A 24,662-nucleotide genomic window follows, 5' to 3' on the forward strand; every position below is an offset into this window, starting at 1 on the left:
GAGGGCTGCCTAATTCGATGGACGTTCATCTTGCCGTAGTCTTCGACTCGCCCTGGTGGTTTAGCGTGCGCCCGTCGGCTTGATCCAGGAGGCACCGTGAGCTTCACCCCACTCGCCCTTTTCGTGCAGCATGACGGCAGTTCGTCGCGCTCCGCGGTTACCTGCGCTTACAAGTGCGGTAACGCGTGCTTCCACGAGGTCTCCAACAAGTCCTCGGGCGAATATTTCGGCGACATCGTCTCCGCCATGTCGCGGCGCGGGGTGCTCAAGGGCGGCGCGGCCGCGGTGCTGGCGGTGGGGGCGGGCAGTTTGCTCGCTGCTTGCGGTGACGACGGTGCCGAGGCGGCCTCGAACACCGACGCCGGTTCGGGCCTCGGGTTCACGCCGGTGGCGCCCAACAAAGAAGACGCCGTCGTCGTCCCCGAGGGCTACCAGCAGGGCGTGGTGATCCGCTGGGGTGATCCGATCTTCCCCGACGCGCCGCAATTCGATTTCGACAACCAGACCGCCGCCGCGCAGGCGAAGCAGTTCGGCTACAACAACGATTTCGCCGCGCTGCTGCCGATCGAAGGCCAGGCCAACCGCTACCTGCTCGTCGTCAACCACGAATACACCACCGAGCCGTTCATGTTCAAAGGCTTCAACGGCGACACCATGACGCCCGAGCAGTTCGGTATCGCGATTGCCGCGCACGGACTCTCGGTGGTCGAGGTGGCGGGTGAGTCCGGTTCTGGCAAGCTCACCCCGGCCTTCGGCAAGTACAACCGCCGCATCACCGCCGACACCGAATTCCTGCTCACCGGCCCGGCCGCCGGCAGCGATTTCGTGAAAACCTCCGCCGACCCCACCGGCACCAAGGTCGCGGGCACCTTCGCCAATTGCGCGGGCGGGGTGACCCCTTGGGGCACAGTGCTTTCCGGCGAAGAGAACTTCAACGGCTATTTCGTCGGCAAGCCCGCCGATCCCGTCGCCGCCGAACGCGCCGAGCGTTACGGCGTCGGAGAGGTCGATTCCCCGCACTTCTGGGAGAAGTTCGACAAGCGTTTCGATGTAGCGCAGGAACCCAACGAGTCCAACCGGTTCGGCTACGTCGTCGAAATCGACCCGTGGGATCCTACCTCCACCCCGGTCAAGCATTCCGCGCTCGGCCGCAACAAGCACGAGTCGGCCAATATCCACGTCACCGACGACGGCACCGTGGTCGCCTACAGCGGCGACGACGAGCGGTTCGAGTACATGTACAAGTTCGTCTCGTCCCGCAAGATCCAGCCCGGCACCGGTGCGGCGAGCCGCCGCCACAACATGACCATCCTGGACGCAGGCACGCTGTACGTCGCCAAACTCACCGGCGATCACCCCGACCGCATCGACGGCTCCGGCAATGTGCCGTCCGATCAGGGCTTCACCGGTAAGGGCCAATGGATCCCGATCCTCGAGGCCGGCGAGGACGGCAGCGCGAAATCACTGGTGGAAGGCATGTCCGCCCAAGAGGTCGCGGTCTTCACCCGGCTGGCAGGCGACAAGGTCGGCGCCACCAAGATGGACCGCCCGGAGGATTTCGAGGCCAACCCCAAGACCGGCAAGGTCTACGTGGCGCTGACCAACAACAGCAAGCGCGGCGAAGACGGCAAGGCCGGCCCCGACGAGGCGAACCCGCGGATCAAGAACAAGAACGGGCAGATCCTCGAGATCGTCGACGACCACAAGGGCACCGAGTTCACCTGGTCGCTGCTGCTGGTCTGCGGCGATCCGGCCGCCGCCGACACCTACTACGGCGGATTCGACAAGACCAAGGTCAGCCCGATCTCCTGCCCGGACAATGTGGCCTTCGACCCGTACGGCAACCTGTGGATCTCCACCGACGGCAACGCGTTGAAATCCAACGACGGCCTGTTCGCGGTGACGCTCGAGGGCGAGCGCCGCGGTGAGACCAAGCAGTTCCTCACCGTGCCCGCCGGCGGCGAGACCTGCGGGCCCGTCGTCACCGAGCAGCGGGTGCTGGTGTGTGTGCAGCATCCGGGTGAAGCGGACGGCGCCTCCGCCGACGCGCCCGTCTCGCATTGGCCCGATGGCGGCGACACCCAGCCGCGCCCGTCGGTGGTCGCCGTGTGGAAGGCCGACGGCGGGCGCATCGGCATGTGATCAGCTGCTGCCGAACAGCCCGGCCATGTTCGCGAACTGCGCGAAATTGCCCTGGGCTCCGCTGTAGACGTTCACGTCGGTACCACCGGCGATGCCGGGGACCGATCCACTGTCGGTGGTCTGCCAGAACGTCCACGCGGGCCAATCACCCGGCACCTCCGGCTGTGGATTGCCGCGATAATCGGCGATCCACAGCGGGTACCGGTGGAACTGGTCGCTGTCGGCCATCGCCGTGCGCCAGAAGTTCGGATAGGTGTAGATGATCGGCACCCGCCCGGTCAGTGCCTGCACGGTGTTGAGATAGCGGTGCGTCCAGTCGATCAGCGCGGCCGGGGCGAGCCCGCCCGAATCCTCCAGATCGAGCACCGGCGGCAGGTCCAGCGGCCCGTTCTGTCCCAGCACCACCGCCGCGTACATCGCGGCCTGCGGTTCCGGCGGCAACTGCGGCCGCGCGTAGTGGTAGGTGCCGCGCGCCACCCCCGCCGCCCGCATGAGCACGCTGTCCGGCACGAAATACGGGTTGATGTAGCTGAGCCCCTCGGTCGCCTTCACCATCGCGAAGTCGTGCCCCGACCGCTTCACCGCGAACCAGTCGATCATCCGCCCATCGATGTGCTGCCACGACGACACATCCGGCCCGGTCTGCTCGGCCTGCGCCGCAGGCACGGTCGCGGTAAGGACGCCGCCCGCGATGAAGGCGGACAACGCAAGCTTGCAGGTCGCTCTCCAGCGGGTACTTTCCATGCCGTCCGACGATAGCCACCGCGAGCTGGTGTGACCAGTGTTACATCTGATGCTTTTGCCGAATGTTCACTCGTGAGCGGTCACAGGGTGCTCGGCGACGGATAACGCAGCGAGGACTCGCGGAACGTGCTGCGAATCGGCCCCGACCGTGAGTGGTCGGCGTGACGGGACCAGGCCCGGCTGAGCAGGCGTGCTCAGACCGCGGGTTGGCAGGTGTCGCGCAGCGAGCAGGCGCCGCAGGAATTGCCGCAGCCGCCGGTTTCGGCGGGCGGGGCGAGGGCCGCGGCGGCGCGGGCTCCGGCGGTGGCGCCGGCGCCGAGGGTGAACAGGGCGATCACGGCGACGCCGAGCGCGATCAGCACGACGGCGAATCCACCGGCCGCGAGCGTGACGAGCCCGCCGCAGAACAGCAGCGCACCGGCGGCGAGGGAGGTGGGGGCGGCGACGCGGTTGGCGACGCGGAAGACCTCGTCGGTGCTCAGCGCCTCATCGGTGTGCACGCCGACGAATCGGTTGCGCGGCAGCTTGCCCGCCAGACCCAGCACGCCGATCGCCAGCGCTACCGCGGCCAGCAGGAACAGGATGATGGGGACGACAACCACCCGAGCAGGCTACCGCAGGCCGTCTACCAGCGGCCGACCGCTACCGGCGAAGCGACGCGATCGTGGCGGGCGTCACGGCCGTGCGCCGAACCGCGCGGGACCGCCGGATCCGGTCACCACCGGTTCGCGGAAATCCGGCGATGAGCCGCCGTACCAGGGTCACCAGACCCGCTGGTCGGCCGGACGAACGCACAGACCGGTTCGCCGCCGACCCGATCGGCCCCTTTTTGGGGTTGTCAAGTGCCAAGACTTACCCTGTTCGACGACGATATTTCTCCCGATCGGCGAGCAAAGAAGGCAGAACCGTGCAGGACACCCGTGCAACCGACCCTGCGGCCGGGCAGACAGCCGCATCCGACGACGCACCTGCGCACCGCTACACCGCCGAGCTCGCCGGCCGAATCGAGCGCCGCTGGCAGCAGACCTGGGCCGAGCGCGGCACCTTCCACGCCCCGAACCCGGTCGGCCCGCTGGCCGGCCCGACCCCGCCGGACAAGCTGTTCGTGCAGGACATGTTCCCGTACCCGTCCGGCGCGGGGCTGCACGTCGGTCACCCGCTCGGCTATATCGCCACCGACGTGTTCGCCCGCTACCACCGCATGCACGGCCGCAATGTGCTGCACGCGCTGGGCTACGACGCCTTCGGCCTGCCCGCCGAGCAGTACGCGGTGCAGACCGGCGCGCATCCGCGCGACACCACCGAATCCAATATCGCGACCATGCAGCGCCAGCTGGATCGGCTCGGCCTCGGCCACGATCGCCGTCGCTCGTTCGCGACCACCGATCCCGAGTACTACAAGTGGACGCAGTGGATCTTCCTGCGCATCTACAACGCCTGGTACGACCAGGAACTGGATCGTGCCCGCCCGATCGCGGAGCTGGAAGAGCAGTTCGCCAGCGGTGCGCGTGCGGTGCCGGGCGACAAGGACTGGGCGAGCCTGTCGGTAGCCGAGCGCCGCGCCCTGATCGACTCCTATCGCCTGGTGTACCAAACCGATTCGGTGGTCAACTGGTGCCCGGGCCTCGGCACGGTGCTGTCCAACGAGGAGGTCACCGCCGAGGGCCGCAGTGAGCGCGGCAATTTCCCGGTGTTCCGTAAGCGCCTGTGGCAGTGGATGATGCGGATCACCTCCTACGCCGATCGGCTTGTCGACGATCTGGATCGGCTGGATTGGCCGGAGAACGTCAAGGCCATGCAGCGCAACTGGATCGGCCGATCCCGTGGTGCGCAGGTGCGTTTCGCCGCCGACGGGCATGAGCTGGAGGTCTTCACCACCCGCCCGGACACCCTGTTCGGCGCGACCTACGTGGTGCTGGCGCCCGAGCATGAGCTGGTCGACCAGCTGACCGCTCCCGCCTGGCCGGACGGCGTGGACCCGCGCTGGACCAACGGCGGCGCCACGCCCGCCGACGCACTGGCCGGATACCGCAAGGCCATCGCCGCGAAGTCGGATCTGGAGCGGCAGGAGAACAAGGAGAAGACCGGCGTCTTCCTGGGCAGCTACGCCACCAACCCGGTCAACGGCGCGCAGGTGCCGATCTTCGTCGCCGATTACGTGCTCAGCGGGTACGGCACCGGCGCGATCATGGCCGTCCCGGGCCACGATCAACGCGACTGGGAGTTCGCGACCGCGTTCGGACTGCCGATCGTCGAGGTGATCTCCGGCGGTGACGTCACCGAGGCCGCCTACTCCGGCGACGGCACCCTGGTGAATTCCGACTACCTGAACGGACTGAGCGTCGAGGAGGCCAAGGCCACCGTCATCGGCAGGCTGGAAGCCGACGGTCACGGCACCGGAACCGTCCAGTACAAGCTGCGCGACTGGCTGTTCGCCCGTCAGCGGTACTGGGGCGAGCCGTTCCCCATCGTCTACGACGAGGACGGCGCACCGCACGCATTGCCGGAATCCATGCTGCCCGTGCAGCTTCCGGAGCTGGACGATTTCGCGCCGGTCACCTTCGACCCGGACGACGCCGATTCCGAACCGTCGCCGCCGCTGGCCAAGGCCACCGACTGGGTGCACGTCGAGCTGGATCTGGGCGACGGCCCGAAGAAATATCGTCGCGACACCAACGTCATGCCGAACTGGGCGGGCAGTTCCTGGTATCAGCTGCGCTACGCCGACCCGACGAACTCGGAGACGTTCTGCGCCAAGGAGAACGAGCAGTACTGGCTCGGCCCGCGCACCGAGGGGCACGGCCCCGACGATCCGGGCGGCGTCGACCTGTACGTCGGCGGTGTCGAGCACGCCGTGCTGCACCTGCTGTACGCGCGGTTCTGGCAGAAGGTGCTGTTCGATCTGGGTGACGTCTCCGGCTGCGAGCCGTACCGCAGGCTGTTCAACCAGGGCTACATCCAGGCCTACGCCTACACCGATTCCCGTGGCGCGTACGTGCCCGCGGCCGAGGTGGTCGAGCGCGACGGCAAGTTCTTCTGGACCGACGCCTCCGGCACCGAGATCGAGGTGAACCAGGAGTACGGCAAGATCGGCAAATCGCTGAAGAACGCCATCTCCCCGGACGAGATCTGCGATCAGTACGGCGCCGACACCTTCCGCTTCTACGAGATGTCGATGGGTCCGCTGGACACCTCGCGTCCGTGGGCGACCAAGGACGTCGTCGGCGCGCACCGCTTCCTGCAGCGGGTGTGGCGGCTGGTTGTGGACGAAGAGTCCGGCGCGCTGCGCGTCACCGACGAACAGCCAACGGACGAGACGCTGCGACTGCTGCACAAGACCATCGCGGGCGTCGACGAGGATCTGGCCGCACTGCGCGACAACACCGCGGGCGCCAAGCTGATCGAGCTGACCAACCACCTCACCAAGGCCTACCCCAACGGTGCGCCGCGTTCGGTGGTGGAGCCGGTGGTGCTGATGCTCGCCCCGCTGGCCCCGCACATCACCGAGGAGCTGTGGGAGCGCCTCGGCCACACCACCGCATTGGCGCACGGGCCGTTCCCGGTCGCCGATCCGGCGTTGCTGGTGGACGAGTCGGTGGAGTACCCGATCCAGGTGAAGGGCAAGGTGCGCAGCCGCATCCAGGTGCCCGCCGATGCCGATCAGGCGTCGATCGAGGCGGCGGCGCTGGCCGATGAGAAGATCGCGGCGCTGCTCGAAGGCAATGCGCCGCGCAAGATCATCGTGGTTCCTGGTCGCATGGTGAACATCGTTCCCTGAGTAGGGCGTAGGGCCTGAGCCACCGGGTTCAGGCCCGCACCTGCAACACATCGTCGAGCGTGACCATCGACAGGTTGCGTTCCCGAATGATGTCGACCAGCTGGCCGTAGCAGCGGGTGACGGGCGGGAAGTTGGCGTGCCCGATGACGATCGTCTGCGGGTTGAAATACTTACGCGCGCATTCCATCAGGTACGCCTCGGTGATCAGCCCGGAGTCCGACAGCGAGCCGTACCACATGACCGGGACGGTATATCCGAGGTCGGCGGCCACGGCATCGACGGCGGCGTTGTGCCGTCCGAACGGTGGACGATAGTAGGGCGTGCCGTCGACTCCGAAGGTGTTCCACAGGAACGTCTTACAGCGCTCGAGTTGCGCGGCGGCCGCCGATGCGGAGCTCGCGGTGAGATCGGCGTGGTCCCAGGTGTGGTTGCCGAGTTGGATCTGCCCGGAATCGACCAGCGGACGCAGTTCGTCGCGGTGCGCGCTCCAGGATTCGTAATAGGCGGTGACGAAGAAGGTGAACCGGGCGCCGGTGTCCTTGGCGAACCGGATGTAGGCGCCGACCACTTCGGGACTCGCACCGTCGTCCACGGTGAGCGCCATGCTGCTGCCGGGCCCCGGCAGAGCGGTGATGGTCTCGGCCGCGATCGTCGTCTTCGGGCCACCCGGTGGCGGCGGCAGCAGCGGCGGCGGCACCGGCGCCGGAACCGGCACCTCCGGCATTCCCGCCGCGGCCGGCTCACCCTGCGCCGCACTGCATCCGGCCAAGGCCATCGCAGCTCCCGCGGCCACCATCGACAACATCTGGCGTCTGTCCATCACGCAACCCCGCTCGCCGAACCGAACCGTGCTACCGAAGACCTCACTGACGTGCTGATATGCAGCGAGGACTCTACCGGCGTCGAACCGGTTTCCCTGGGATCGCCACAACTGCGCTGGACACACAGCGCGCCTTCGAGGCCACACCGACCGCGCACTTCCCGGCACCGGCCGCACGCAGAGCGTTGCAACCAGCGCGGCAGTCAACGAAATACTGGGCGGATGGGAGCATTGAGCATCTGGCATTTTTTCGTCCTGCTGGTCTTTCTGGTGCTGATCGCAGGAGTGGCGGGCCTCGTTTTCGCCATCGTCAAGGCATCGACTTCGGGTTCGCGGCCCGCGAGCCGCCCGCTGACCGCAATGGCGCCGGGCTGGTATCCCGATCATGCCGATCCGAGCCTTCTCCGCTGGTTCGACGGGCACCAGTGGACCGCTCAGACCCGACCACGTGCCTGACCACTGGACAGTGCTTCGGGCCAAGCGATGCTCTTGGTTCAGCGCGCGATCGGGCGCAGGATGATTTCGGTGGGGTGGGCGTCGCGCGGTGTCTCGATGGCATTGCGCACGGCCAGTGCGACGGTTTCGGCGGTGAGGAATTCCTCCGGGCGGTATTCGCGCCCCTCGCCGGCGACGATGTCGCGCTGCATATCGGTATCGATGCGGCCGGGGTGAATCGAGGTCACCCGCAAATCGGGCTCCTCGAGCCGCAGCGCGTCACCGAAGGCCCGCAGGGCGAACTTGCTCGCGGCATAGGAACCCCAGCCCGCGTTGGCGCGCAGCCCGGCCCCGGAATTGATCAGCACCACATGCCCGTTCGCGGCGCGCAGCGCGGGCAGGAGCAGGCGGGTGAGTTCGGCTACCGCGATGACATTGGCCTCCAGCTGGTTACGCCACTGCCGCACCGACGATTCGGCGATGGTGCCGAGATCGGCGATCCCGGCATTGTGTACCAGGACATCCAGCCGTTCGATCGGGGCGACGGCTTGCGCGACAGCCGGGTAGTCGGTGAGTTCGACCGGAACCCCGGTCGCGCCGGGCAGCTCGGCGAGGATGGCATCGAGCGACTGCCTCGACCGGGCCCCGAGCAGCAGATCGTGGGTGGGGGCGAGCGCCCGGGCGATGGCGGCGCCGAGACCGCGACTCGCGCCGGTGATCAGCGCGGCCGGCCGAGACGAGTGGGCGGCGATATCGGTGTCAGCGGCGAATTCCATGACGATCACGCTATCGGGCGCCGAACGCGCGTTCCGCTCCCGGGATCGGCGACCGCAGTGCCTGTACCTGCGCCGACATCTCCGCGCGCCGCGCAGGTACCGGTGGATGCGCGGGGGAACCGGCGGCCGGTGGGCAGGTCGCGGCGACAGGCCAGGTCGGTTCCGATATGCACAGCAGCCTCTGCGAGGTAGTTTCGCCCTATGACGGATCCGTCGCGCAACTACGGGCGGGAAGACCCGCACCAGCAGCCCTACACCCAGCCCTACACCCAGAGCCAGTACAGCTCGCACTACGCGGAGCAGCCGCAGCAGTACGGGCAGGAGCCGCAGCGGCAGATGCCGCAGATCAATCTGGGCAGATTGTGGGCCGGTGGCGTCGGCACGGCGGTGGTGGTCGCGCTGGTCATCGTCGTCGCGATCATGCTGGTGCGCGGGATCCTGAAGATCTCGGTCCTCTCGCCGGAGGGTGCGGGCGCCTACGGCACGGTCTCGACCACCTCGTACGCGCTGGCCGGCGCCGCCGCCGCGATCGCCGCCACCGGCCTGCTGAACCTGCTGCTCGCGTTCATGCCGAGCCCGATGCAGTTCTACTACTGGATCACCGGCCTGCTCACCGCCCTGGCGGTGCTGCTGCCGTTCACGCTGGTAGCCGATCTGGACGCGAAGATCGCCACCGCCGTGATCAACCTGATCGCCGGACTCTGCATCATCACCCTGCTCGGCTCGATCGGTGCCAGCGCCATCCAGCGTCAGCCGCAGCAGTACTGAGTCGTGCGTCGGCTCCGCCCGGAGCCGACGCCGCTGCCTGCGTCCAGTTGCCGCTGCTGCGGCCCATCGCCGCGTGCGCGGGTCGGCGCGGTCGCACATTCGGCCGGCCGTAGGGGTGGTGCGATCGGCAGGCCGTTGCGGTGGTGCGATCGGCCGGCCGTTGGGGTGCTGCGATCGGCCGGGGCGACCCCCGGTGCTCGACTCCGGTGTCGCACAGCAGCCTCCGGTGACGAACCCGAAACACCGAGCTCACCGGCCGGTAACAACCCGGCCCCGACGAGCGTTTGCGCCGGTCAGCCCGCAGAATAGGAGCATGGTCCACCCAGGTTTCACCCCCACTCAGCTCTCCGCCCGCGCGGCCTATCTGCTGCGGGGTAACGACCTGGGCACGATGACGAGCGCCGCGCCCCGGCTGTACCCGCACATGTGGAGCTGGGACGCGGCGTTCGTCACGGTCGGTCTGGCGCCGCTGAGCGTGGAGCGGGCAGTAGTGGAGCTCGACACGCTGCTGTCAGCGCAGTGGAAGAACGGGATGATCCCGCACATCGTCTTCGCCAACGGCGTCGACGGCTATTTTCCCGGTCCGGCCAGGTGGGAGTGCCGCACGCTGGCCGTGCACGCGCCCGACGGTCCCGACACCTCCGGCATCACCCAGCCTCCGGTGCACGCCATCGCGGTGCAGCGCATCCTCGACCATTCGCGCAGGCACGGCCGCAGTACCCGAGCCGTGGCCGAGGAGTTCCTGAATCGGCGCTGGCCCGATCTGGTGCGCTGGCATCGCTGGCTGGCCACCGCCCGCGACCCCAAGGAGAACGGCCGGATCACGCTCTATCACGGCTGGGAATCCGGGATGGACAATTCACCGCGCTGGGATCGGGCTTACGCGAATGTGGTGCCAGGGGATCTGCCCGCCTATCGCCGCGAGGACGTGCTGGTCATCGACGACCCCAGCCAGCGTCCGAGCGACCGCGAATACGACCGCTACCTGTGGCTGGTGGAGCAGATGCGCCGCGCGGGCTACGACGATTACCAGCTCACCTCGATGATGAGTTTCGCCGTCGAGGACGTGTTCGTCTCCGCGATCTTCGCCATGGCGTGCGAGGTGCTGGCCCAGATCGGCGAGGAATACCATCAGCCCAACGCCGACGTCCGTGAGCTGTACGGATGGGCGAAACGGTTCCGCGCCGGTGTGGTCGCCTCCGCCGACCCACGCACCGGCGCGGCACGCGATTTCGACGTCCGGTTGCAGCGCTGGATCACCACCGAAACCTTGTCGATGTTCGCGCCGCTGCTGTGCGGCGGGCTCGAACGCGACGCCGAACGCGCCCTGATCCGCGCGTTCGAGGGTCCGCGCTGGTGCGCTCACCCCGATCTGCGCTACGCGCTGCCGCCGTCGACCTCCCCGGTGTCCAAGGATTTCCGTCCGCGCGAATACTGGCGCGGCCCGGTCTGGCCGGTGATGACCTGGCTGTTCTCCTGGTCGTTCGCCCGCCGCGGCTGGGCCGAACGCTCCTACATGCTGCGCGCCGAGGGCCTGCGCCAAGCCAGCGACGGCAGCTTCGCCGAATACTACGAACCGTTCACCGGCGAACCGCTCGGCAGCATGCAGCAGTCCTGGACCGCGGCTTCGGTTCTCGATTGGCTGGGCTGAAAACTCACTGGTCACGCGGGTTTTACTGTTCCGCCACCGGTTTGTCGTGGCGCCGAACACTCTTCGCCCCGATACTTGGTGCAACGGTGACGCAGGTCGGAGGCGCGAAGAATGAGTGTGATGGAGCGGTTCGCCGCAGCGCATCCCGACGTGTTCGCGGGGGAGACCTGGGGTATTTCGGGTTCGGCATTCCTGTCGGTGTACCTCCCGGTGGGGATTCTCGCCGTCGCGGCGGGATGGTGGTTGCGGCGCAACATCGACCGGTCGGCCGCGCCGCCCGAGAAGTTGAGTGCGCCCGAGATCGCCATGTTGTACGGCGATCAGCGTCCGGTGATGACGGCACTGGCCTTGCTGCGCAGCCACGATCTCATCGATTCGCGTGCCACCCCGACGCGCGCGATGACCTCGGCCGACCGCGCCGAGCTCGATTGGTTCACGCTGGCGATCTTCGACCGGCTGACGGCACAGGAACAGACCGTCGCCGGCATCGCGGCGTCGGCGAGCGCCCAGATCGAGCAGCTGCGGGAGTCGCTGACCGAGCGCGGGTACCTGCCCGACGCGGCTTTCCGGCGGGCCGCTCGTGATGCGGGCATGCCCATCGCGATCGTGGCGATCTTCGGCGTCATCCGGTTCTTCGCGGGGTTGATCAACGGCAATCCGACGATGTTCCTGTTCTTCACGCTGGCGGCGTTGGCGATCGCGTGGGGCATGGTGGTCCGTCCCGGGCGGGTCACCGGGCGCGGCGCCGATGCCAAGAAGCGGGCGGTGTCCGAGCACACCTATCTGCGGCCGCAGAATTCGCCCGCCTACGCCACCTATGGCATCGGTGCCGCCGCGATCGCGGTGGCCGTTTTCGGCACGTCCGCGCTGACCGTCCTCGATCCGGGACTTGCCAATGCGGTGGATGCCCCGACCGGTGGCGCCGATGGCGGCGGAGGTGCCGGCGGGGACGGTGGCGGTGGTTGCGGCGGTGGTGGCGGTTGCGGCGGTGGTGGTTGCGGTGGATGAGTTCGCCACGCACCTCGAGCTCGTCGCGGCGGGAGAGACCTGGGGAATCTCCGGCGCCGACTTCCTGATGGTCTACATTCCGGTCGCGCTGCTGGCCATTGCGGCCGGGATATATCTGCAGCACAAGTACACCCACCGGCATGCGTCCGAATGGACCGGCGTCTCGCTCGACAAGCTGACCGCTCCCGAGACGGCGATGCTGTTCAGCGCGGAACGCGCGGTCACCGCCGCCGTCACGCTGCTGCGCAGCCATGAACTCATCGATTCCGATGCCACACCCACCCGCCCACCCACCGCGGCCGAGCGGGCCCAGCTGGACTGGTTCACCAGCGCGATCCATGCCGTGCTCGGCCCGCACAAGCAGACGATCAACGACATCACCGCCGCCGCGAAAACGCCGGTGCGGGAATTGGAAACGTCGCTGGTCGAACGCGGCTACCTCACCGGCGAGGAGGACAAGCGCGACGCACGCGATGCCGGGATGCCGATCCTGATCGTCGGGGTGCTCGGCGTCGTGCGGTTCGTCGCCGGTGTGCTCGCGGGCAACCCGTCGGGCTTCCTGGTGCCCTGTCTGCTCGTCCTGGCATTCGCCGGGTGGTGGGTGATGACGCCGGAGCGGCTGACCCCACGCGGCGAGGCGGCCAGAGCACATGCGGTGGACGATAATTCGCACCTGCGTCCGTCGAACTCACCCGCGTATGCCACCTACGGCGTCGGCGCGGCCGCTGTGGCCGTCGCGGTATTCGGCGCCGCGGCCCTGACGGCGCTCGATCCGGGGCTGGCCCAAGCCGTCGAACCGCCTTCGGGTGGCGCCGATGGTGGCGGTGACGGCGGGGGCGACGGTGGCGGTGGCTGTAGCGGCTGTGGCGGTTGCGGTGGCTGCGGCGGCTGAGTTCATGAACGGTGTGCTGCCGGATCACGCGCTCGGGATCGGCTGGCGGTCGGAGATCTGCGGCCTGATCGACCAGCTCGACGGGTTGGATTTCTGTGAGGTGATCGCGGAATCGCTGCCCGCCTCGGCTGCTGTGCCGCCGGAGCTGGAGGCGTTGCGTGCGCGGGGGACGCGCGTTGTGCCGCACGGTGTCACGCTCTCACTTGGTGGTGTTGAGCCGGTGGACGACCGGCGGATCGCGCATCTGGCATTGTGCGCCGAGCGGGTCGGCGCACCGCTGGTGAGCGAGCATGTGGCATTCGTGCGGGCCGGCGGATTGGAGGCCGGGCACCTGCTGCCCGTTCCGCGAACCCGCGCGTCGCTTGGAGTGCTGACCCGCAACATCATCCGGACCCAGGACGGGCTGCCCGTACCGCTCGCGGTGGAGAACATCGCCGCCCTGTTCGATTGGCCCGACGACGAATTCACCGAATCGGAGTTCCTCACCGAACTGGTCGAACGCACCGGCGCATACCTGCTGATCGATATCGCCAACGTCTACGCCAACGCCCGCAACCGCGGCCGCGATCCGCTCACCGAGCTGCGTCGCCTGCCGGTGGACCGGCTCGCCTACTGTCATATCGCGGGCGGCACCGAATCCGGCGGCCACTACCACGACACCCACCAGCATCCGGTTCCCGCCGAAGTCCTCACGCTGGTTGCCGAGTTCACCATCGACTGTCCGGCCCCGCTGATGCTCGAACGGGACGGCAATTATCCGCCCGCCGAAGAGCTCCTGGACGAACTCGACGCCATCGCCAATGCCGCTGCCCGCGCGCCGATCACCGCCCGCGCCCGCGCCGCGCGGTCCGTTCGGGGGCGAGTGTGACCGCCGTGGTTCCCGGGAGCTACCGCCGCGGCTCGGGTGAGCAGCCCGAACCGGGACGCGAAACCACGCGCGGTGCGTCGCCCGAGGAACTCCGCGCCCTCGCCGAACGTCAAGCGGCGGTGGTCCGTGCCCTGGTGGCAGGTGAGGCCGCGCCGCCCGGATTCGACGACACCGCACTGCGTGCCGCCGAATCCGCCCTGCTGCGCAAACGTGCGGGCATCCTCGCCCGTCATAATCCACTGCTCGCCCACGCCGCAGGCCCGGATTTCGAGCAGACGTTCGCCGAGTGGGCGCGGGGACGCCCAAAGGTCTCCACCGAAGCGGATATCGCAGGGTTCGCCGCCCATCTCGGGTTCCGATTGCCCTCGAGGAGAGGACGGATCGGAGAGCGTTTGCGTGGCCTTCTGCGATTGCGGTTCTGACGATCGCGGCCTTCGAACACAGCCCTCCGGTCTGCTGGCCCGAAGTACTTCTCCTTCACCGGAATATCGCGATGTTCTCCGCCACCCACTGACGAAACGGCCGCGCAGGTGTTCCGGTGATGCGCTCGACGGTGTCACGCACCGCGAGCAGTTCCTCGTTCACATCGCCGCCGGTCACATCGAGCACCGCGTCGGCGGCGTCCTCGCCGAACACCTCGACCATCCCCGATCTCGCCTGCTCCCGGCTGATCTCCTCGACACGCACTTCCCGGCCGAGCGCGGCGGCGATTTCCGCGACTTGCCGACGCGGGCTGATCAGCTCCGGACCGGTCAATTCATACCTGCGGCCGCGATGCCGGGAATCGAGCAGTGCCGCGCGCGCCACCGCGGCGATATCAGCCGGATGAATCGTCGGCAGCCCCACATCGGCATACGGCACCTCGACAGGCTGATTCGCGTTGATCGCCGGCGCCCACATCGCCGTGTTCGAGGCGAATTGTGTCGGCCGCAGAAATGTCCACTGCATCCCGCCGGCCTCGACCAGTTTCTCCACCGCCGCATTCTCGGCCGCGGGCCCCAGATGCGGATGGGTGATCACAGTGATCGACGAAACCAGCACCACATGCTCGACCCCCGCCCGCCGAGCAGCCTCGGCGATCTCGGCATCCGGCCCCATCCGGGACAGGAGGAACAGCGACCGCACCCCCTCGAGCGCCGGCGTCAACGAGTCGACGTCACCCAGGTCCCCCTCGACGACCTCCACCCCCTCGGGAACCCGAGCCCGGCCGGCATCGCGCGTCAACGCCCGCACCTGCGCCGTGCCCGCCAACTGCGTCAACAACGCACTGCCGATATTGCCCGTGGCTCCCGTTACGAGAATCATGTGGGTTCTCCTGCTCGCTCAGATCAACTGGGACCCACGCTAAAACCTCAACAACCATCGAGGTCAAGCTGATCGACGCGCCTTGTCGGGTATGCGGGCCGGCAGCGCTACGCGCGAACTCGCAGCCGCCGTGAATACCCGGACCGCACTACTGCGGTCTCCTCGCTGAGCCGGAACCCGCCTCGGTCTCCGGAAGGGTTGTGCTCGCCCTACTGAGCGATGCGGGCGCCGAAAACGCAAGCCGGGCCACAGAGCGGCTCGCCGGAAGCCCGCGCGGGCATACTGATCCGGTGCCGGGTACGCGGGATTTCGAACTCGTCATGGCGGTGGTGCGCTGTGACGTCGAGGAAGTGCGGCGCGCGCGCGAAGCCGGCGTCGATCTGGCGAGGGTTACGACTCCCGCTGGCGCGCTGCTCAATTGGGCCGCCGAGTGGGGCCGGATCGAGATCATCGCCTACCTGCTGGCGCAGGGTATCGAGGCCGAGCCGATGGCTCTGTCGATGGCCGCGTACAAGGGGCACGTCGAGGCAGTGCGCCTGCTACTCGAGCATGGCCTGAACCCGGATCTGCCGACCGAGTGGCCACCGTTGTGCGCGGCGGCGTACTGTGGCTCGTCCGAGTGCGTCCAAGCCCTCCTACGCGCCGGCGCGCGGGTCGATGCCCGTATGGGGCCGCGAGCGGGCGACTTGGCCGGCAAGACACCCCGGGAACTCGCCGAGGTCCATCGAACGGATGGCACCACGGAAATTTTCCGGCTACTCACCCGGTCCGACCCACCGGCCTAGCGGATTCGAGACCGAGTACGGCTGGTCACCGTCATCGCAGCGGGCATCTGGCTCAGCGAGATCCGGCCCGTGACAGGGCACGAATTGCTTCCAGGACGGCACGGCCGGCTTCCGCATCGCCCACGGCGATTCGTGCGCTTCCATCCGGGTACGCCTTGGCGGCGATACGCGCGCGGCGGAGGGCGGTCGCGACTCCGGGGCCGGGGAGGTAGAGGAAGTTGGCGTAGCTGGGGGGTACGGGTATGCCGGTGCGGCGCAGTGCTTCGCGGAGGGAATCGCGTTCCTCGGTGATGCGGGCGACGCGGACGGCGAGTTCTGGTTCGGCGGCGTAGGAGGCGGTGACGGCGGTGAGGGTGAGGGTGGGGGTGCCGAAGGGGAGTTGGAGGCGGCGGACTCGGGTGATCAGGTCGGGGTGGCCGAGGGCGTAGCCGATGCGCAGGCCCGCCAGGCCGTAGGCCTTGGAAAAGGTGCGCAGGATCAGCAGATTCGGGTGGCGGGAGAGGAGGGGAAGTGGATCGAGGCGCTCGGCGACGGGCAGGAATTCGGCGTACGCCTCGTCGAGGATGATCGGGATGTGGGTGGGGATGGTGCGGAGAAAGCGGCGTAGATCGCGTTGGGGGACAAGGGTTCCGGTCGGATTGTGCGGGCGGCACAGCACCACCAGCCGCGTCCGGGAAGTGACGGCGCGGGCGATGGCGGGCAGGTCTTGTTCGCCCGCGGGATCGAGGGGTAGGCCGATGACCTCCACCCCGGCCATCCCGGCCATGATCGGATAGCCGTCGAAGGTCGGCACGCCGAGCACCATGTCGGAGCCGGGTTCGGTGAGGGTCTGCAGGATCTGCATGGCGACGCCGGTGGCGCCGGAGCCGACCACCACCTGGTCCGGGCGCACACCGAGACGGCCGGCGATGACGGCCGGTAATCGCGTCGGCAGGAACTCGGGATACCTGTTGGCTTGCCCGATCTCGCGCTGGATCGCCCCGCGCACCGAAGGTAGCGGCGGGAACGGGTTTTCGCTCAAACTCAGGTCGAAACGGATGGGTGCGGGCGCGACCGGGAACCGACGCGACGGGCGGCTGCGATCGGCCAGGTGAACGCTCATCGCGCCGCACCCCACCGCACCGCGGCAGCGGCCGCGAAATCACCCGCGTGCGCGAACGCCGACATCAGAACCACCGAGCCATTGCGTAATCGCCCGGCTCGGTTCTCCACATCCAAGGTCACCGGAATGCCGGCGGCGAAGAGGTTTCCGCAGGTGTCGAACGTATCCGGGTGACGTTCGGCGGGCAGCTCCAGCGCATCGTGCCAGTTGCGCAGGAACAAACGGTTCGGCTGATTGGTGACGAAGGTGTCGATATCGCGCCCCTGCACCCCGATCCGATCGCACACCGCCAGCGCCACCTCCGGCACCAGTCGATTACCGCGCGCGAACACCTTGGTGATCTTCGATTCGGTGAAACTCACGCAGCCCTGTCCCTCGCCCGGCTCCCAGTATTTGCGGTCGCCATTGGTGGAGAAGTCCATATCGCCGGCGAATTCGGGGTAGGTGCGGCATTCGATGTCGAGGATCGGGGCGCTGTCGTCGCGGACCAGCAGGCCGACGCCGCAGCCGTCGCCGGGAACGGGTGCCTGGGCGAGTTTGCGGATATCGGGCTGGGTGAATACCGGGCCCGCGCAGTTCTGGGTGGCGGCGATGAGGGCGGTTCTGGCGTCGGTGGTGCGCAGAATGGTCTGGGCCAGCGCCATCATGTGCACGAACGCCGCGCAGCCGCCGTTGTGCAGGTCGAAGACCCAGCCGGGCTTGGCGTTCAGTCGCCGTGCCACTTCGGGACCGCAACCCATCACGGGGTTGTCCGGCAGCTGTGTGTGGGTGATCAACACGTCGATGCCGGCCAGGAAATCCGCGCCGTGCCGGGCGATGAGCGGCGCCACCGCCTGCTCGACCATATCGACGGCAGTTTCGTCTCGTCCCACGTGGTAGCGCGTTTTCGGCGAACGGAACATGACGTTCTTCGCCATCCGATCCGACCGGGAGAACTGAGTGAAATATTCCGTGCCGACCGGTTCGCCGGGCAGATAGCTGGCTACGTCGACCAGGCTGACCTGCGGTTCACGCGTCGCTTCGATCATCGGCTCATCCACTCCGGCTTGATCGGCAGGCCCTTCGACGCCCGGTATTCGCAGATCGCCTTGAGGTTGTCCATCTCCAATTGGTGCCCGGCGGAGAACATCTCCCAGAAATCCCCCACCCACACCGGACGTTTCGGCGGCGCGGTGTCCGGATAGGGATTCTCGTCGTAGAACGGATGCTTGCAATTGACCCACAGCACAACCGATCCCGGCTTGTTCAACACGACCTGCGCGTCCACGACCCGCATCAGGTACACCATCCACAGGTGATCGCCCTGATCCCAGGCGCAGTGATAATCGACGGTCATGGCATGCGGATCGGTGACGGTGCGGGTGTAGATCTCGGTCGCATCGCCGAGCCGGTCGTAGGCCAGCCACAGGCCGGGTTCTTCGGTTTCGGTGAATCCGCGCAGGCTGTAGGTCCATTCCTCCAGCGATCTGGTGTCGGACAGGTATTCGAAGACCTCCCGTGGCGGCGCCGCGATGTAGGCCTGGACGGGGCAGAAGTCACCGTAGATCTGGTCGTGCGGATACACCGACCGCAGCATGTCCATGATGATCGGCGTGGTGGCCTCCTTATCGGAATTCTCGATCCGCAGAATTCCGGGAATCACGTCGTCCCCGATGTCACTGAGGGCGGGCAGGGCACTTGTGGTCACGGTGTACTCCTCAGGAATGGCAGGAAGGGTGGGATTTCGTCGGGGTCGCAATCGATGGAGACGAAGGAGGGGCCCGGGCAGCCGAGGCATTCGGTGAGAGCGGCGGGCAACTGGTCCATCGTGTGCACCGCGCGCACCTTCAGCGTCGGGAACATGGCCGCCACCCCCTCGCCCAGGAGTGCGGGATGGAAACGGTTGAAGCTGTAGCGGTCCCGATACAGCAGCTGTTCGCGCGTGACGCACATGGCGTGGGCGTTGTTGTTGAACACGATGAAGGTGATCGGCAGCGCGTACTCGACGGCGGTGTGCAGCTCCAAGCCGTGCATGTAGAACGAGCCGTCCCCGGCGATCACCACGGAGCGGTGCCCGTCGGGCGAGCGGGCGAACGCCGATCCGATGCCCGCGCCGAACGCATACCCCATTCCGCCCATCCCGAGCGCGACGACGAACCGGCCGCTACGCGGCACCCGCAGTTGATGCACCACGGCCGCGCCGGTATTGCCCGCGTCGGCGAAGATGTCCGCGCCACCGGGCAGCGCGGCCTGGATGGCGTCGACGATCTGGCGGTAGTGCAGGCCCGGACCGTGTGATTCGGGCACCGGCATCGGCGTCAGGGTGCGGGCCGGGGCGACGCGGGTGACCGCGGTGGTGCGGACCGCGGTGGCTACCGGCGATGGCGCGGCGGTGCCGGTGGAATCGGCGAGCCCGGTATCGGCGTGCCCGTCGTGTCCGCCGCGTAGCCGCGCGAGGATCATCCGCAACGCGACCCCGACGTCGGTGCAGGTCGCGTGGATCGCGGGCAGGTGCGGCATGGCCATTCCGATGCTGGCGATGGCGGTCCGGCCCAGCAGCTCGTCGAGCCCGGTGCGCGCGGTGATCGGCATCGGGGTGCCGACCAGCAGGCACAGTGTGGCCTCGTCCAGGGCATCGGCCAGCTCACGGTGCCCCATGGCGCCCGCGACACCGCAGAACGCCGGCGCGAAATTGTCGTAGGTGTCCTTGGCATCGGGCGCGACGCCGATCAGCGCGTCGAGTTCGTCCACCACCTCGGCCAGTGCCGTACGTGCATCGTCGCGCGCCACCTGGTCGCCCGCGATCACCACGATCTTGCCGAGCCTGCGTGCGGTTTCCAGCGTGGTCAGCACCCGCTCGAGTTCGTCGTCGTCGAGCCAGGTCGCGCGCGGATCGGGACGGAACGGGGCGATGGCGCCCATATCGGCCTGCTGGACATCCTTGGGCAGCAGCAACACCGACGGCCCTCCGCGCCGGGCGGCCCGCAGCGCCCGCGCCAGCCGTTCGGGCAGGTCGGCGGCGTGAGTGACGCGTGCGCAGTAGCGGCTGATCGAACTGAACAGCCGCACCGCGTCGATCGCGCCGGCCTGCCCGCTCGAATCCTGGAAGGCGCCGTGACCTTCCAGCGTGGTCGGCGGCTGCCCGATCAACGCCAGCACCGGTACCCGCGAGGCATACGATTCGGCGAGTCCGGCAACGAGATTCATCGCGCCGCCGCCGGAGGTCGCGGCCACCACGCCGAGCCCGCCGGTGCAGCGGGCATATCCGTCGGCCATGGTCGCCGCGGAGAATTCGTGCTTGGCGACCACGCCGGTCACCGCGCCGCCCGCATCGAAGATGGCGTCGTAGAGATCTTCGATATTGGCGCCGTCGACGCCGAAGATATGCCGCACATCGAGGTCCGGCATGGCGCGCACCAGATAGTCCACAACTCTGTCGGGCATCGCACCTCCTTCCAGCGCCGAGTGGGCGGTGCCGCGCGCCGCCTGGAAGGAGATACGGACCCGCTCACGTCCGGGTTCAGCCTGCTCGGCGCGGGTTTTCCGGAAGGTCTTGCGTGTACGTATACATCTACGTATAGTCACTGTCATGCCCAACAAGACGATCTACGTTGCCGATGACGATCTCCCCCTGTTCCAGCGGGCCCAGGAGCTCGTCGGCGGCAATCTGTCGGGGGCCGTGGTCACCGCGCTGCGCCGGTTCATCGAACTGGAGGAGGGCAGGCAGGAGGGGTACGACGAAATCGTGCTCCGAGTCGGCCACAACGGTGTCCGGCAGGTGCGATTCGAGGGCTCGCTGCTCGGTGAGCTGCGGGATATGAACGACACCCGCATCGAACACATTCGGGTCTTCCGTAGCCGCAAGGGCAAGTTCGTCCTGCATACCCAGCTGTCCAACTGGGATGAACTACCCGACGTGGCCATGAAGGACTGGACGAGTTGGAAGAGCTGGCGGCGCATGCTCGCCGGCCCCAGCGATACGGATTGGGGTGATTTCACTCTGGAGATCGTCGACACCCTCGCGGAATTGAAGGGCAAGATGCCCGACAAGCTCTTCCAGCGGGTCGCCGATATCGCCGACCGTCCGCCCATCGAAGAGCTGGACATCTGACGTGATCCCGCCCGGTCGGCGCCGTCGGCGTCGGCCGGCCAACTGAACACACTCACATCCGACACCTCCGCTCCCCAGGGGAGCGGTGCGGAGAACTCATGCTGTCATTCGCATTGTTTTATGAAAAATTCCAGGAAGGAAAGGCCATGTCCACAGGTGGACGCGCACCGGCGATCTGGGTCTCCGGACTCCGAAAGTCATACGGCGACAAGGTTGTTCTCGATGGCATCGATCTGAACGTGCCCGAGGGCACGATCTTCTCGCTGCTCGGCCCCAACGGGGCGGGCAAGACGACGACCGTGCAGATCCTCACCACGCTGATCGGCTCCGACGGCGGCGAAATCCAGGTGGGCGGCCACGATCTGGACACCGAACGCGACGCCGTGAAGGCGGCGATCGGCGTCACCGGCCAGTTCTCCGCCGTCGACGAACTGCTCACCGGCCGGGAGAACCTGATGCTGATGGCCGACCTGCATCACCTGCCCCGGCGCGTGGGCCGATCCCTCGCCGCCGACCTGCTCGAACGCTTCGACCTCATCGAGGCCGCGGACAAGCCGGCCGCCACCTACTCCGGCGGCATGACCAGACGCCTGGATCTGGCGATGACGCTGGTGGGCGACCCGCGCATCATCTTCCTCGACGAGCCGACCACCGGCCTCGACCCGCGCAGCCGGCGCTCGATGTGGGAGATCATCCGCGAACTCGTCGACAGCTACAGCGTCACCGTCTTCCTCACCACCCAGTACCTCGAGGAAGCCGATCAGCTCGCCGATCGCATCGCGGTACTCGACCGCGGCACCATCGTCGCCGAAGGCACCGCGGCGGAGCTGAAGCGGCTCGTGCCCGGCGGCCATATCCGGCTGCAATTCGCCGAACGCGGCGCCCTGGACGCGGCGATCACGGCCTTCGGTTCCAGCGCCCGCCCCATCGAGGACGAACTCACCCTCGCGGTGCCGAGCGACGGCGGAATCGGTTCGGTGCGCGCGGTGCTCGACCGGCTCGACGAGTTCCACATTCCCGCCGAGGGACTGTCGGTCCACACCCCCAACCTGGACGACGTCTTCCTCACCCTCACCGGAACCCCCGTCGCAGACAAGGAGCCCGTGCGATGACCACCGCGATCATGCAGGACCCGTCCCCGTCCGTCTTCGCCGATTCGCTGACCATGCTGCGGCGCAACCTGCTGCACGTGCGGCGCTATCCGAGCATGGCGTTCAGCATCCTGATCATGCCGACCGTGCTGCTGCTGGTGTTCAACTACGTCTTCGGCGGGGCGCTGGAAGCCGGGCTCGAACCCGGAACGAAGTACATCAACTATCTGGCGCCCGGCATGTTGCTGTTGCTGCCCGCATATCTGACGGTGTCGGTGGCGGTCATGCTGGCCACCGACATCACCAAGGGCATCGTCAACCGGTTCCGGGTGATGGCGATCGCGCAGTCGGCCGTGCTCACCGGACACGTGGTCGGCACGTTGATCCAGGGCACCCTCGCGATGGCCGGCATGCTCGGGGTGGCGATGCTGATGGGCTTCCGGCCCGACGCCACGCCGGTGGAGTGGGTGGCCGTCATCGGCCTGCTGATGCTGGTGGTGTTCGCCTTCACCTGGCTGGCCGTCGGGTTCGGGCTCGCCGCGCCGAACCCGGAAAGCGCGAGCAATATGCCCTTCCCGATCGTGATGATGCCGTTCCTCGGCAGCGGCCTCGTCCCCACCGACACCATGCCGACGGTGCTGCGCTGGTTCGCCGAATACCAGCCGTTCACCCCGATCACCGAAACCATCCGCGGCCTGCTGATGGGCACCGAGATCGGCGTCAACGGCGTCGTATCGCTGGCCTGGTGCGCGGGCATCGCCTGCGTCGGCTACCTCTGGTCGATGTCGCTGTTCAAGAAGCAGGCCCGCTGAGCCCTGCCGCTTCGATCCCCTGCTGCGGCGGGGGATCGTCGGCGTGTGCGGGTCAGTTGCGCTCCAGCTCGATGGGATGAGTCGCCAGCAGCGAGAGCGGCAGCGGCTGTCTGCGCAGGACGTGCGCCCACAGGTCGGTGCGGCGGGTGGTGATGGGATCACTCGGCAGCGCCGATAGCACGATCCAGTCGTCCTGCTCCAGCTCGCCCTCGAGTTGACCGAAGGTCCAGCCCGCGTATCCGGCGAAGATGCGAACACCCTCCACCAGCGGGGCGATCTGGGTGGGATCGCTGTCCAGATCGATCAACACCACCCGGCCGTCGATGCGACGCAGACCCGCGACACCCTCGATGGACGCGCCCACGCGCAGGGTGCCGAGGCACAGCGCGGCATCGCGCTTGACCGGACCGCCGACGAACAGGGTGCGCGGTGCGGCGGCCACTTCGGCCCACTGCGGCAGCACATCGTGCACGGCGGTATCGCTGGGACGGTTGATCACCACGCCGAGGCTGCCTGCGTCGTTGTGTTCGATGATGTAGATGACGGTGCGCCGGAAGGTGGGCTCCACCAGTTCCGTGGAGGACACCAGCAGGGTGCCCGCGCGAACCACCTGCTCGCCGCGATGAGAACTTCGCCTGCCGTGCTCACCGCCACCGCCGCGAGTTTTCCGATCATCCGGGTCTTCTGCGCGTGCCACACCGTCATCATCGCAGCTATCGCGCCGTCGCGCCGCTTGTCTTCGCGTTCCGTGTCGTGCCGGATGCGCGCGAGTCCGGTGACAAGATCAACATGGGCGTTGACCGGGCCGGACGGCGTCGTAGAGTCGGCGGCATGCAACCGCCCGAGGTCGTCCTCGAAAACAGCGATGCCGTGTACGACTACTACCGCGCCCATCAGCAGCGGCGGTTCCAGGCGCGTGCGGCATACGCCCTGCTCGGGCGCCGTTTCCGGCCGCGGATCAGCTATGCGGCCGGCGCCAGGGCGCGGATCGCGGAGCTGATCCGTTCCCGCAAACCGCTGCTGATCGCGATCAATCATCTGTCCCAGCTCGACCCCTACACCGTCGCCGCGGCCGCCTGGCGCAGCGAGCTGCGGCCCATCATCGGCCGGGTGCGGGTGCTGGCCAAGGACGAGCTGTTCCTGGAACGCGAGCAACGCCGCAAGATCGACATGATGGGCGGCATCCCGGTCTTCCGCGGCCGCGATCACGGTCTGCGCGCGGTGAACGCGGCCGGGCAGCGAATGATGGACGTCTGCGCCGAACGCATGCACGACGGCGATTGTCTCGCGGTCTTCCCGGAAGGCACCTGCAACGACATCGACCCGGCCAAGGTGCAGCCCATCGGCAGCGGTATCGGGCATATCGCCTTCCGCACGATGAAACTCGGCACCGATCCCGCACTGCTCAGCATCGGACTCAGCTACGGTCCGCGCCCCGATCCGGCGGTGGAGCCGACCAAAGAGGAAGCGAAGTCGGCCAGCTTCTACTTCGGTGTGCCGATCGTGGATCTGCCCGCCCGGCCCGCCGAGATCGCGCGGCTGGTGAAGACGGATCTTCAGCAGGCGCTGGACGGGGCCGTTTCGGCGTACTGAGT

The 24,662-nt window shown here is 67.8% G+C and carries 24 protein-coding genes; 14 read left to right on the forward strand and 10 right to left on the reverse strand.

All coding sequences use genetic code 11. The features are described from left to right. Positions 1–96: 96 nt before the first annotated feature. Positions 97–2,142: a PhoX family protein gene (locus AC4HOU_RS08635; RefSeq protein WP_195020289.1), complete on the forward strand. Its 2,046-nt coding sequence runs from the start codon at positions 97–99 to the stop codon at positions 2,140–2,142. Here AC4HOU_RS08635 and AC4HOU_RS08640 read toward each other — a convergent pair whose 3' ends face one another. Both AC4HOU_RS08640 and AC4HOU_RS08645 read right to left on the reverse strand, forming a co-directional pair. Then, on the reverse strand, positions 2,143–2,886 hold the full coding sequence (locus AC4HOU_RS08640; RefSeq protein ID WP_195020288.1) for a glycoside hydrolase family 25 protein: 744 nt from the start codon (positions 2,884–2,886) through the stop codon (positions 2,143–2,145). A 194-nt stretch (positions 2,887–3,080) separates the two neighbouring features. Beyond that, positions 3,081–3,488, reverse strand: coding sequence for an SdpI family protein (locus AC4HOU_RS08645; protein ID WP_163816386.1), 408 nt, complete (start codon positions 3,486–3,488; stop codon positions 3,081–3,083). 305 nt (positions 3,489–3,793) lie between these two features. Here AC4HOU_RS08645 and leuS point away from each other — a divergent pair, with 305 nt between their 5' ends. Beyond that, positions 3,794–6,664, forward strand: a complete 2,871-nt coding sequence (gene leuS, locus AC4HOU_RS08650; RefSeq protein ID WP_195020287.1) for a leucine--tRNA ligase — start codon at positions 3,794–3,796, stop codon at positions 6,662–6,664. 28 nt (positions 6,665–6,692) lie between these two features. Here leuS and AC4HOU_RS08655 read toward each other — a convergent pair whose 3' ends face one another. Next, positions 6,693–7,484, reverse strand: coding sequence for a polysaccharide deacetylase family protein (locus AC4HOU_RS08655; RefSeq protein ID WP_228815192.1), 792 nt, complete (start codon positions 7,482–7,484; stop codon positions 6,693–6,695). A gap of 222 nt (positions 7,485–7,706) precedes the next feature. Here AC4HOU_RS08655 and AC4HOU_RS08660 point away from each other — a divergent pair, with 222 nt between their 5' ends. Continuing rightward, complete coding sequence (locus AC4HOU_RS08660) at positions 7,707–7,940, forward strand: DUF2510 domain-containing protein (protein WP_218586464.1); 234 nt, start codon at positions 7,707–7,709, stop codon at positions 7,938–7,940. A gap of 38 nt (positions 7,941–7,978) precedes the next feature. Here AC4HOU_RS08660 and AC4HOU_RS08665 read toward each other — a convergent pair whose 3' ends face one another. Then, a complete protein-coding gene (locus tag AC4HOU_RS08665) occupies positions 7,979–8,695 on the reverse strand; it encodes an SDR family oxidoreductase (RefSeq protein ID WP_490724346.1) in 717 nt (238 codons plus the stop codon). A 201-nt stretch (positions 8,696–8,896) separates the two neighbouring features. Here AC4HOU_RS08665 and AC4HOU_RS08670 point away from each other — a divergent pair, with 201 nt between their 5' ends. From AC4HOU_RS08670 to AC4HOU_RS08695, 6 genes are all read left to right on the forward strand, one after another. After that, the gene (locus AC4HOU_RS08670; RefSeq protein ID WP_163816381.1) at positions 8,897–9,463 is read left to right on the forward strand and encodes a DUF6069 family protein; all 567 of its coding nucleotides are present in this window, start codon (positions 8,897–8,899) and stop codon (positions 9,461–9,463) included. Between the two features lie 313 nt (positions 9,464–9,776). Then, positions 9,777–11,114 carry a glucosylglycerate hydrolase gene (gene ggh, locus AC4HOU_RS08675; protein ID WP_163816379.1) on the forward strand — a complete coding sequence of 446 codons (1,338 nt, stop codon included), beginning with the start codon at positions 9,777–9,779 and terminating at the stop codon, positions 11,112–11,114. Between the two features lie 111 nt (positions 11,115–11,225). Then, positions 11,226–12,122, forward strand: a complete 897-nt coding sequence (locus AC4HOU_RS08680; RefSeq protein ID WP_490724347.1) for a TIGR04222 domain-containing membrane protein — start codon at positions 11,226–11,228, stop codon at positions 12,120–12,122. Then, positions 12,040–13,014: a TIGR04222 domain-containing membrane protein gene (locus AC4HOU_RS08685; protein ID WP_490724348.1), complete on the forward strand. Its 975-nt coding sequence runs from the start codon at positions 12,040–12,042 to the stop codon at positions 13,012–13,014. Before AC4HOU_RS08680 ends, AC4HOU_RS08685 begins: the two co-directional genes overlap by 83 nt. 4 nt (positions 13,015–13,018) lie before the next feature. Then, positions 13,019–13,882, forward strand: coding sequence for an MbnB/TglH/ChrH family RiPP precursor modification enzyme (locus tag AC4HOU_RS08690; RefSeq protein ID WP_490724468.1), 864 nt, complete (start codon positions 13,019–13,021; stop codon positions 13,880–13,882). A gap of 5 nt (positions 13,883–13,887) precedes the next feature. Further along, positions 13,888–14,304, forward strand: coding sequence for an SCO6045 C-terminal-like domain-containing protein (locus AC4HOU_RS08695; RefSeq protein ID WP_175585933.1), 417 nt, complete (start codon positions 13,888–13,890; stop codon positions 14,302–14,304). A gap of 55 nt (positions 14,305–14,359) precedes the next feature. Here AC4HOU_RS08695 and AC4HOU_RS08700 read toward each other — a convergent pair whose 3' ends face one another. Beyond that, positions 14,360–15,187 carry an SDR family oxidoreductase gene (locus AC4HOU_RS08700; protein WP_490724349.1) on the reverse strand — a complete coding sequence of 276 codons (828 nt, stop codon included), beginning with the start codon at positions 15,185–15,187 and terminating at the stop codon, positions 14,360–14,362. Positions 15,188–15,387: 200 nt separating this feature from the next. On the opposite strand from AC4HOU_RS08700, the gene AC4HOU_RS08705 reads away from it, so the two are divergent. After that, positions 15,388–15,972 (forward strand): ankyrin repeat domain-containing protein, encoded by a 585-nt coding sequence (locus AC4HOU_RS08705; RefSeq protein WP_490724350.1) that lies wholly within the window; start codon positions 15,388–15,390, stop codon positions 15,970–15,972. A 52-nt stretch (positions 15,973–16,024) separates the two neighbouring features. On the opposite strand, the gene AC4HOU_RS08710 is transcribed toward AC4HOU_RS08705, so the two are convergent. From AC4HOU_RS08710 to AC4HOU_RS08725, 4 genes are read right to left on the reverse strand one after another with little or no spacing between them, the layout of a single operon-like run. Further along, entirely contained in the window at positions 16,025–17,074 is a 1,050-nt protein-coding gene (locus AC4HOU_RS08710) for a pyridoxal phosphate-dependent aminotransferase (RefSeq protein ID WP_490724351.1), read from the reverse strand. Continuing rightward, positions 17,071–18,102: a 3-oxoacyl-ACP synthase III family protein gene (locus AC4HOU_RS08715; protein ID WP_490724352.1), complete on the reverse strand. Its 1,032-nt coding sequence runs from the start codon at positions 18,100–18,102 to the stop codon at positions 17,071–17,073. Before AC4HOU_RS08715 ends, AC4HOU_RS08710 begins: the two co-directional genes overlap by 4 nt. Beyond that, complete coding sequence (locus AC4HOU_RS08720) at positions 18,099–18,761, reverse strand: SRPBCC family protein (RefSeq protein WP_194990624.1); 663 nt, start codon at positions 18,759–18,761, stop codon at positions 18,099–18,101. The genes AC4HOU_RS08715 and AC4HOU_RS08720 overlap by 4 nt, the downstream gene beginning before the upstream one ends. Continuing rightward, positions 18,758–20,497, reverse strand: a complete 1,740-nt coding sequence (locus tag AC4HOU_RS08725; protein ID WP_490724353.1) for a thiamine pyrophosphate-binding protein — start codon at positions 20,495–20,497, stop codon at positions 18,758–18,760. Before AC4HOU_RS08725 ends, AC4HOU_RS08720 begins: the two co-directional genes overlap by 4 nt. A gap of 145 nt (positions 20,498–20,642) precedes the next feature. On the opposite strand from AC4HOU_RS08725, the gene AC4HOU_RS08730 reads away from it, so the two are divergent. The 3 genes from AC4HOU_RS08730 to AC4HOU_RS08740 all read left to right on the forward strand — a co-directional run bounded on the left by AC4HOU_RS08730 (position 20,643) and on the right by AC4HOU_RS08740 (position 23,067). After that, a complete protein-coding gene (locus AC4HOU_RS08730; protein ID WP_163814454.1) occupies positions 20,643–21,164 on the forward strand; it encodes an EXLDI protein in 522 nt (173 codons plus the stop codon). Positions 21,165–21,310: 146 nt separating this feature from the next. Continuing rightward, positions 21,311–22,276, forward strand: a complete 966-nt coding sequence (locus AC4HOU_RS08735; protein WP_490724354.1) for an ATP-binding cassette domain-containing protein — start codon at positions 21,311–21,313, stop codon at positions 22,274–22,276. Next, positions 22,273–23,067: an ABC transporter permease gene (locus AC4HOU_RS08740; RefSeq protein ID WP_490724355.1), complete on the forward strand. Its 795-nt coding sequence runs from the start codon at positions 22,273–22,275 to the stop codon at positions 23,065–23,067. Before AC4HOU_RS08735 ends, AC4HOU_RS08740 begins: the two co-directional genes overlap by 4 nt. Before the next feature lie 52 nt (positions 23,068–23,119). On the opposite strand, the gene AC4HOU_RS08745 is transcribed toward AC4HOU_RS08740, so the two are convergent. After that, the gene (locus AC4HOU_RS08745; RefSeq protein ID WP_163814457.1) at positions 23,120–23,764 is read right to left on the reverse strand and encodes a YqgE/AlgH family protein; all 645 of its coding nucleotides are present in this window, start codon (positions 23,762–23,764) and stop codon (positions 23,120–23,122) included. Positions 23,765–23,898: 134 nt separating this feature from the next. On the opposite strand from AC4HOU_RS08745, the gene AC4HOU_RS08750 reads away from it, so the two are divergent. Further along, on the forward strand, positions 23,899–24,660 hold the full coding sequence (locus tag AC4HOU_RS08750) for a lysophospholipid acyltransferase family protein (protein ID WP_163814458.1): 762 nt from the start codon (positions 23,899–23,901) through the stop codon (positions 24,658–24,660). Positions 24,661–24,662: the final 2 nt, after the last annotated feature.

It is taken from the genome of Nocardia sp. JCM 38205, from assembly GCF_058222935.1.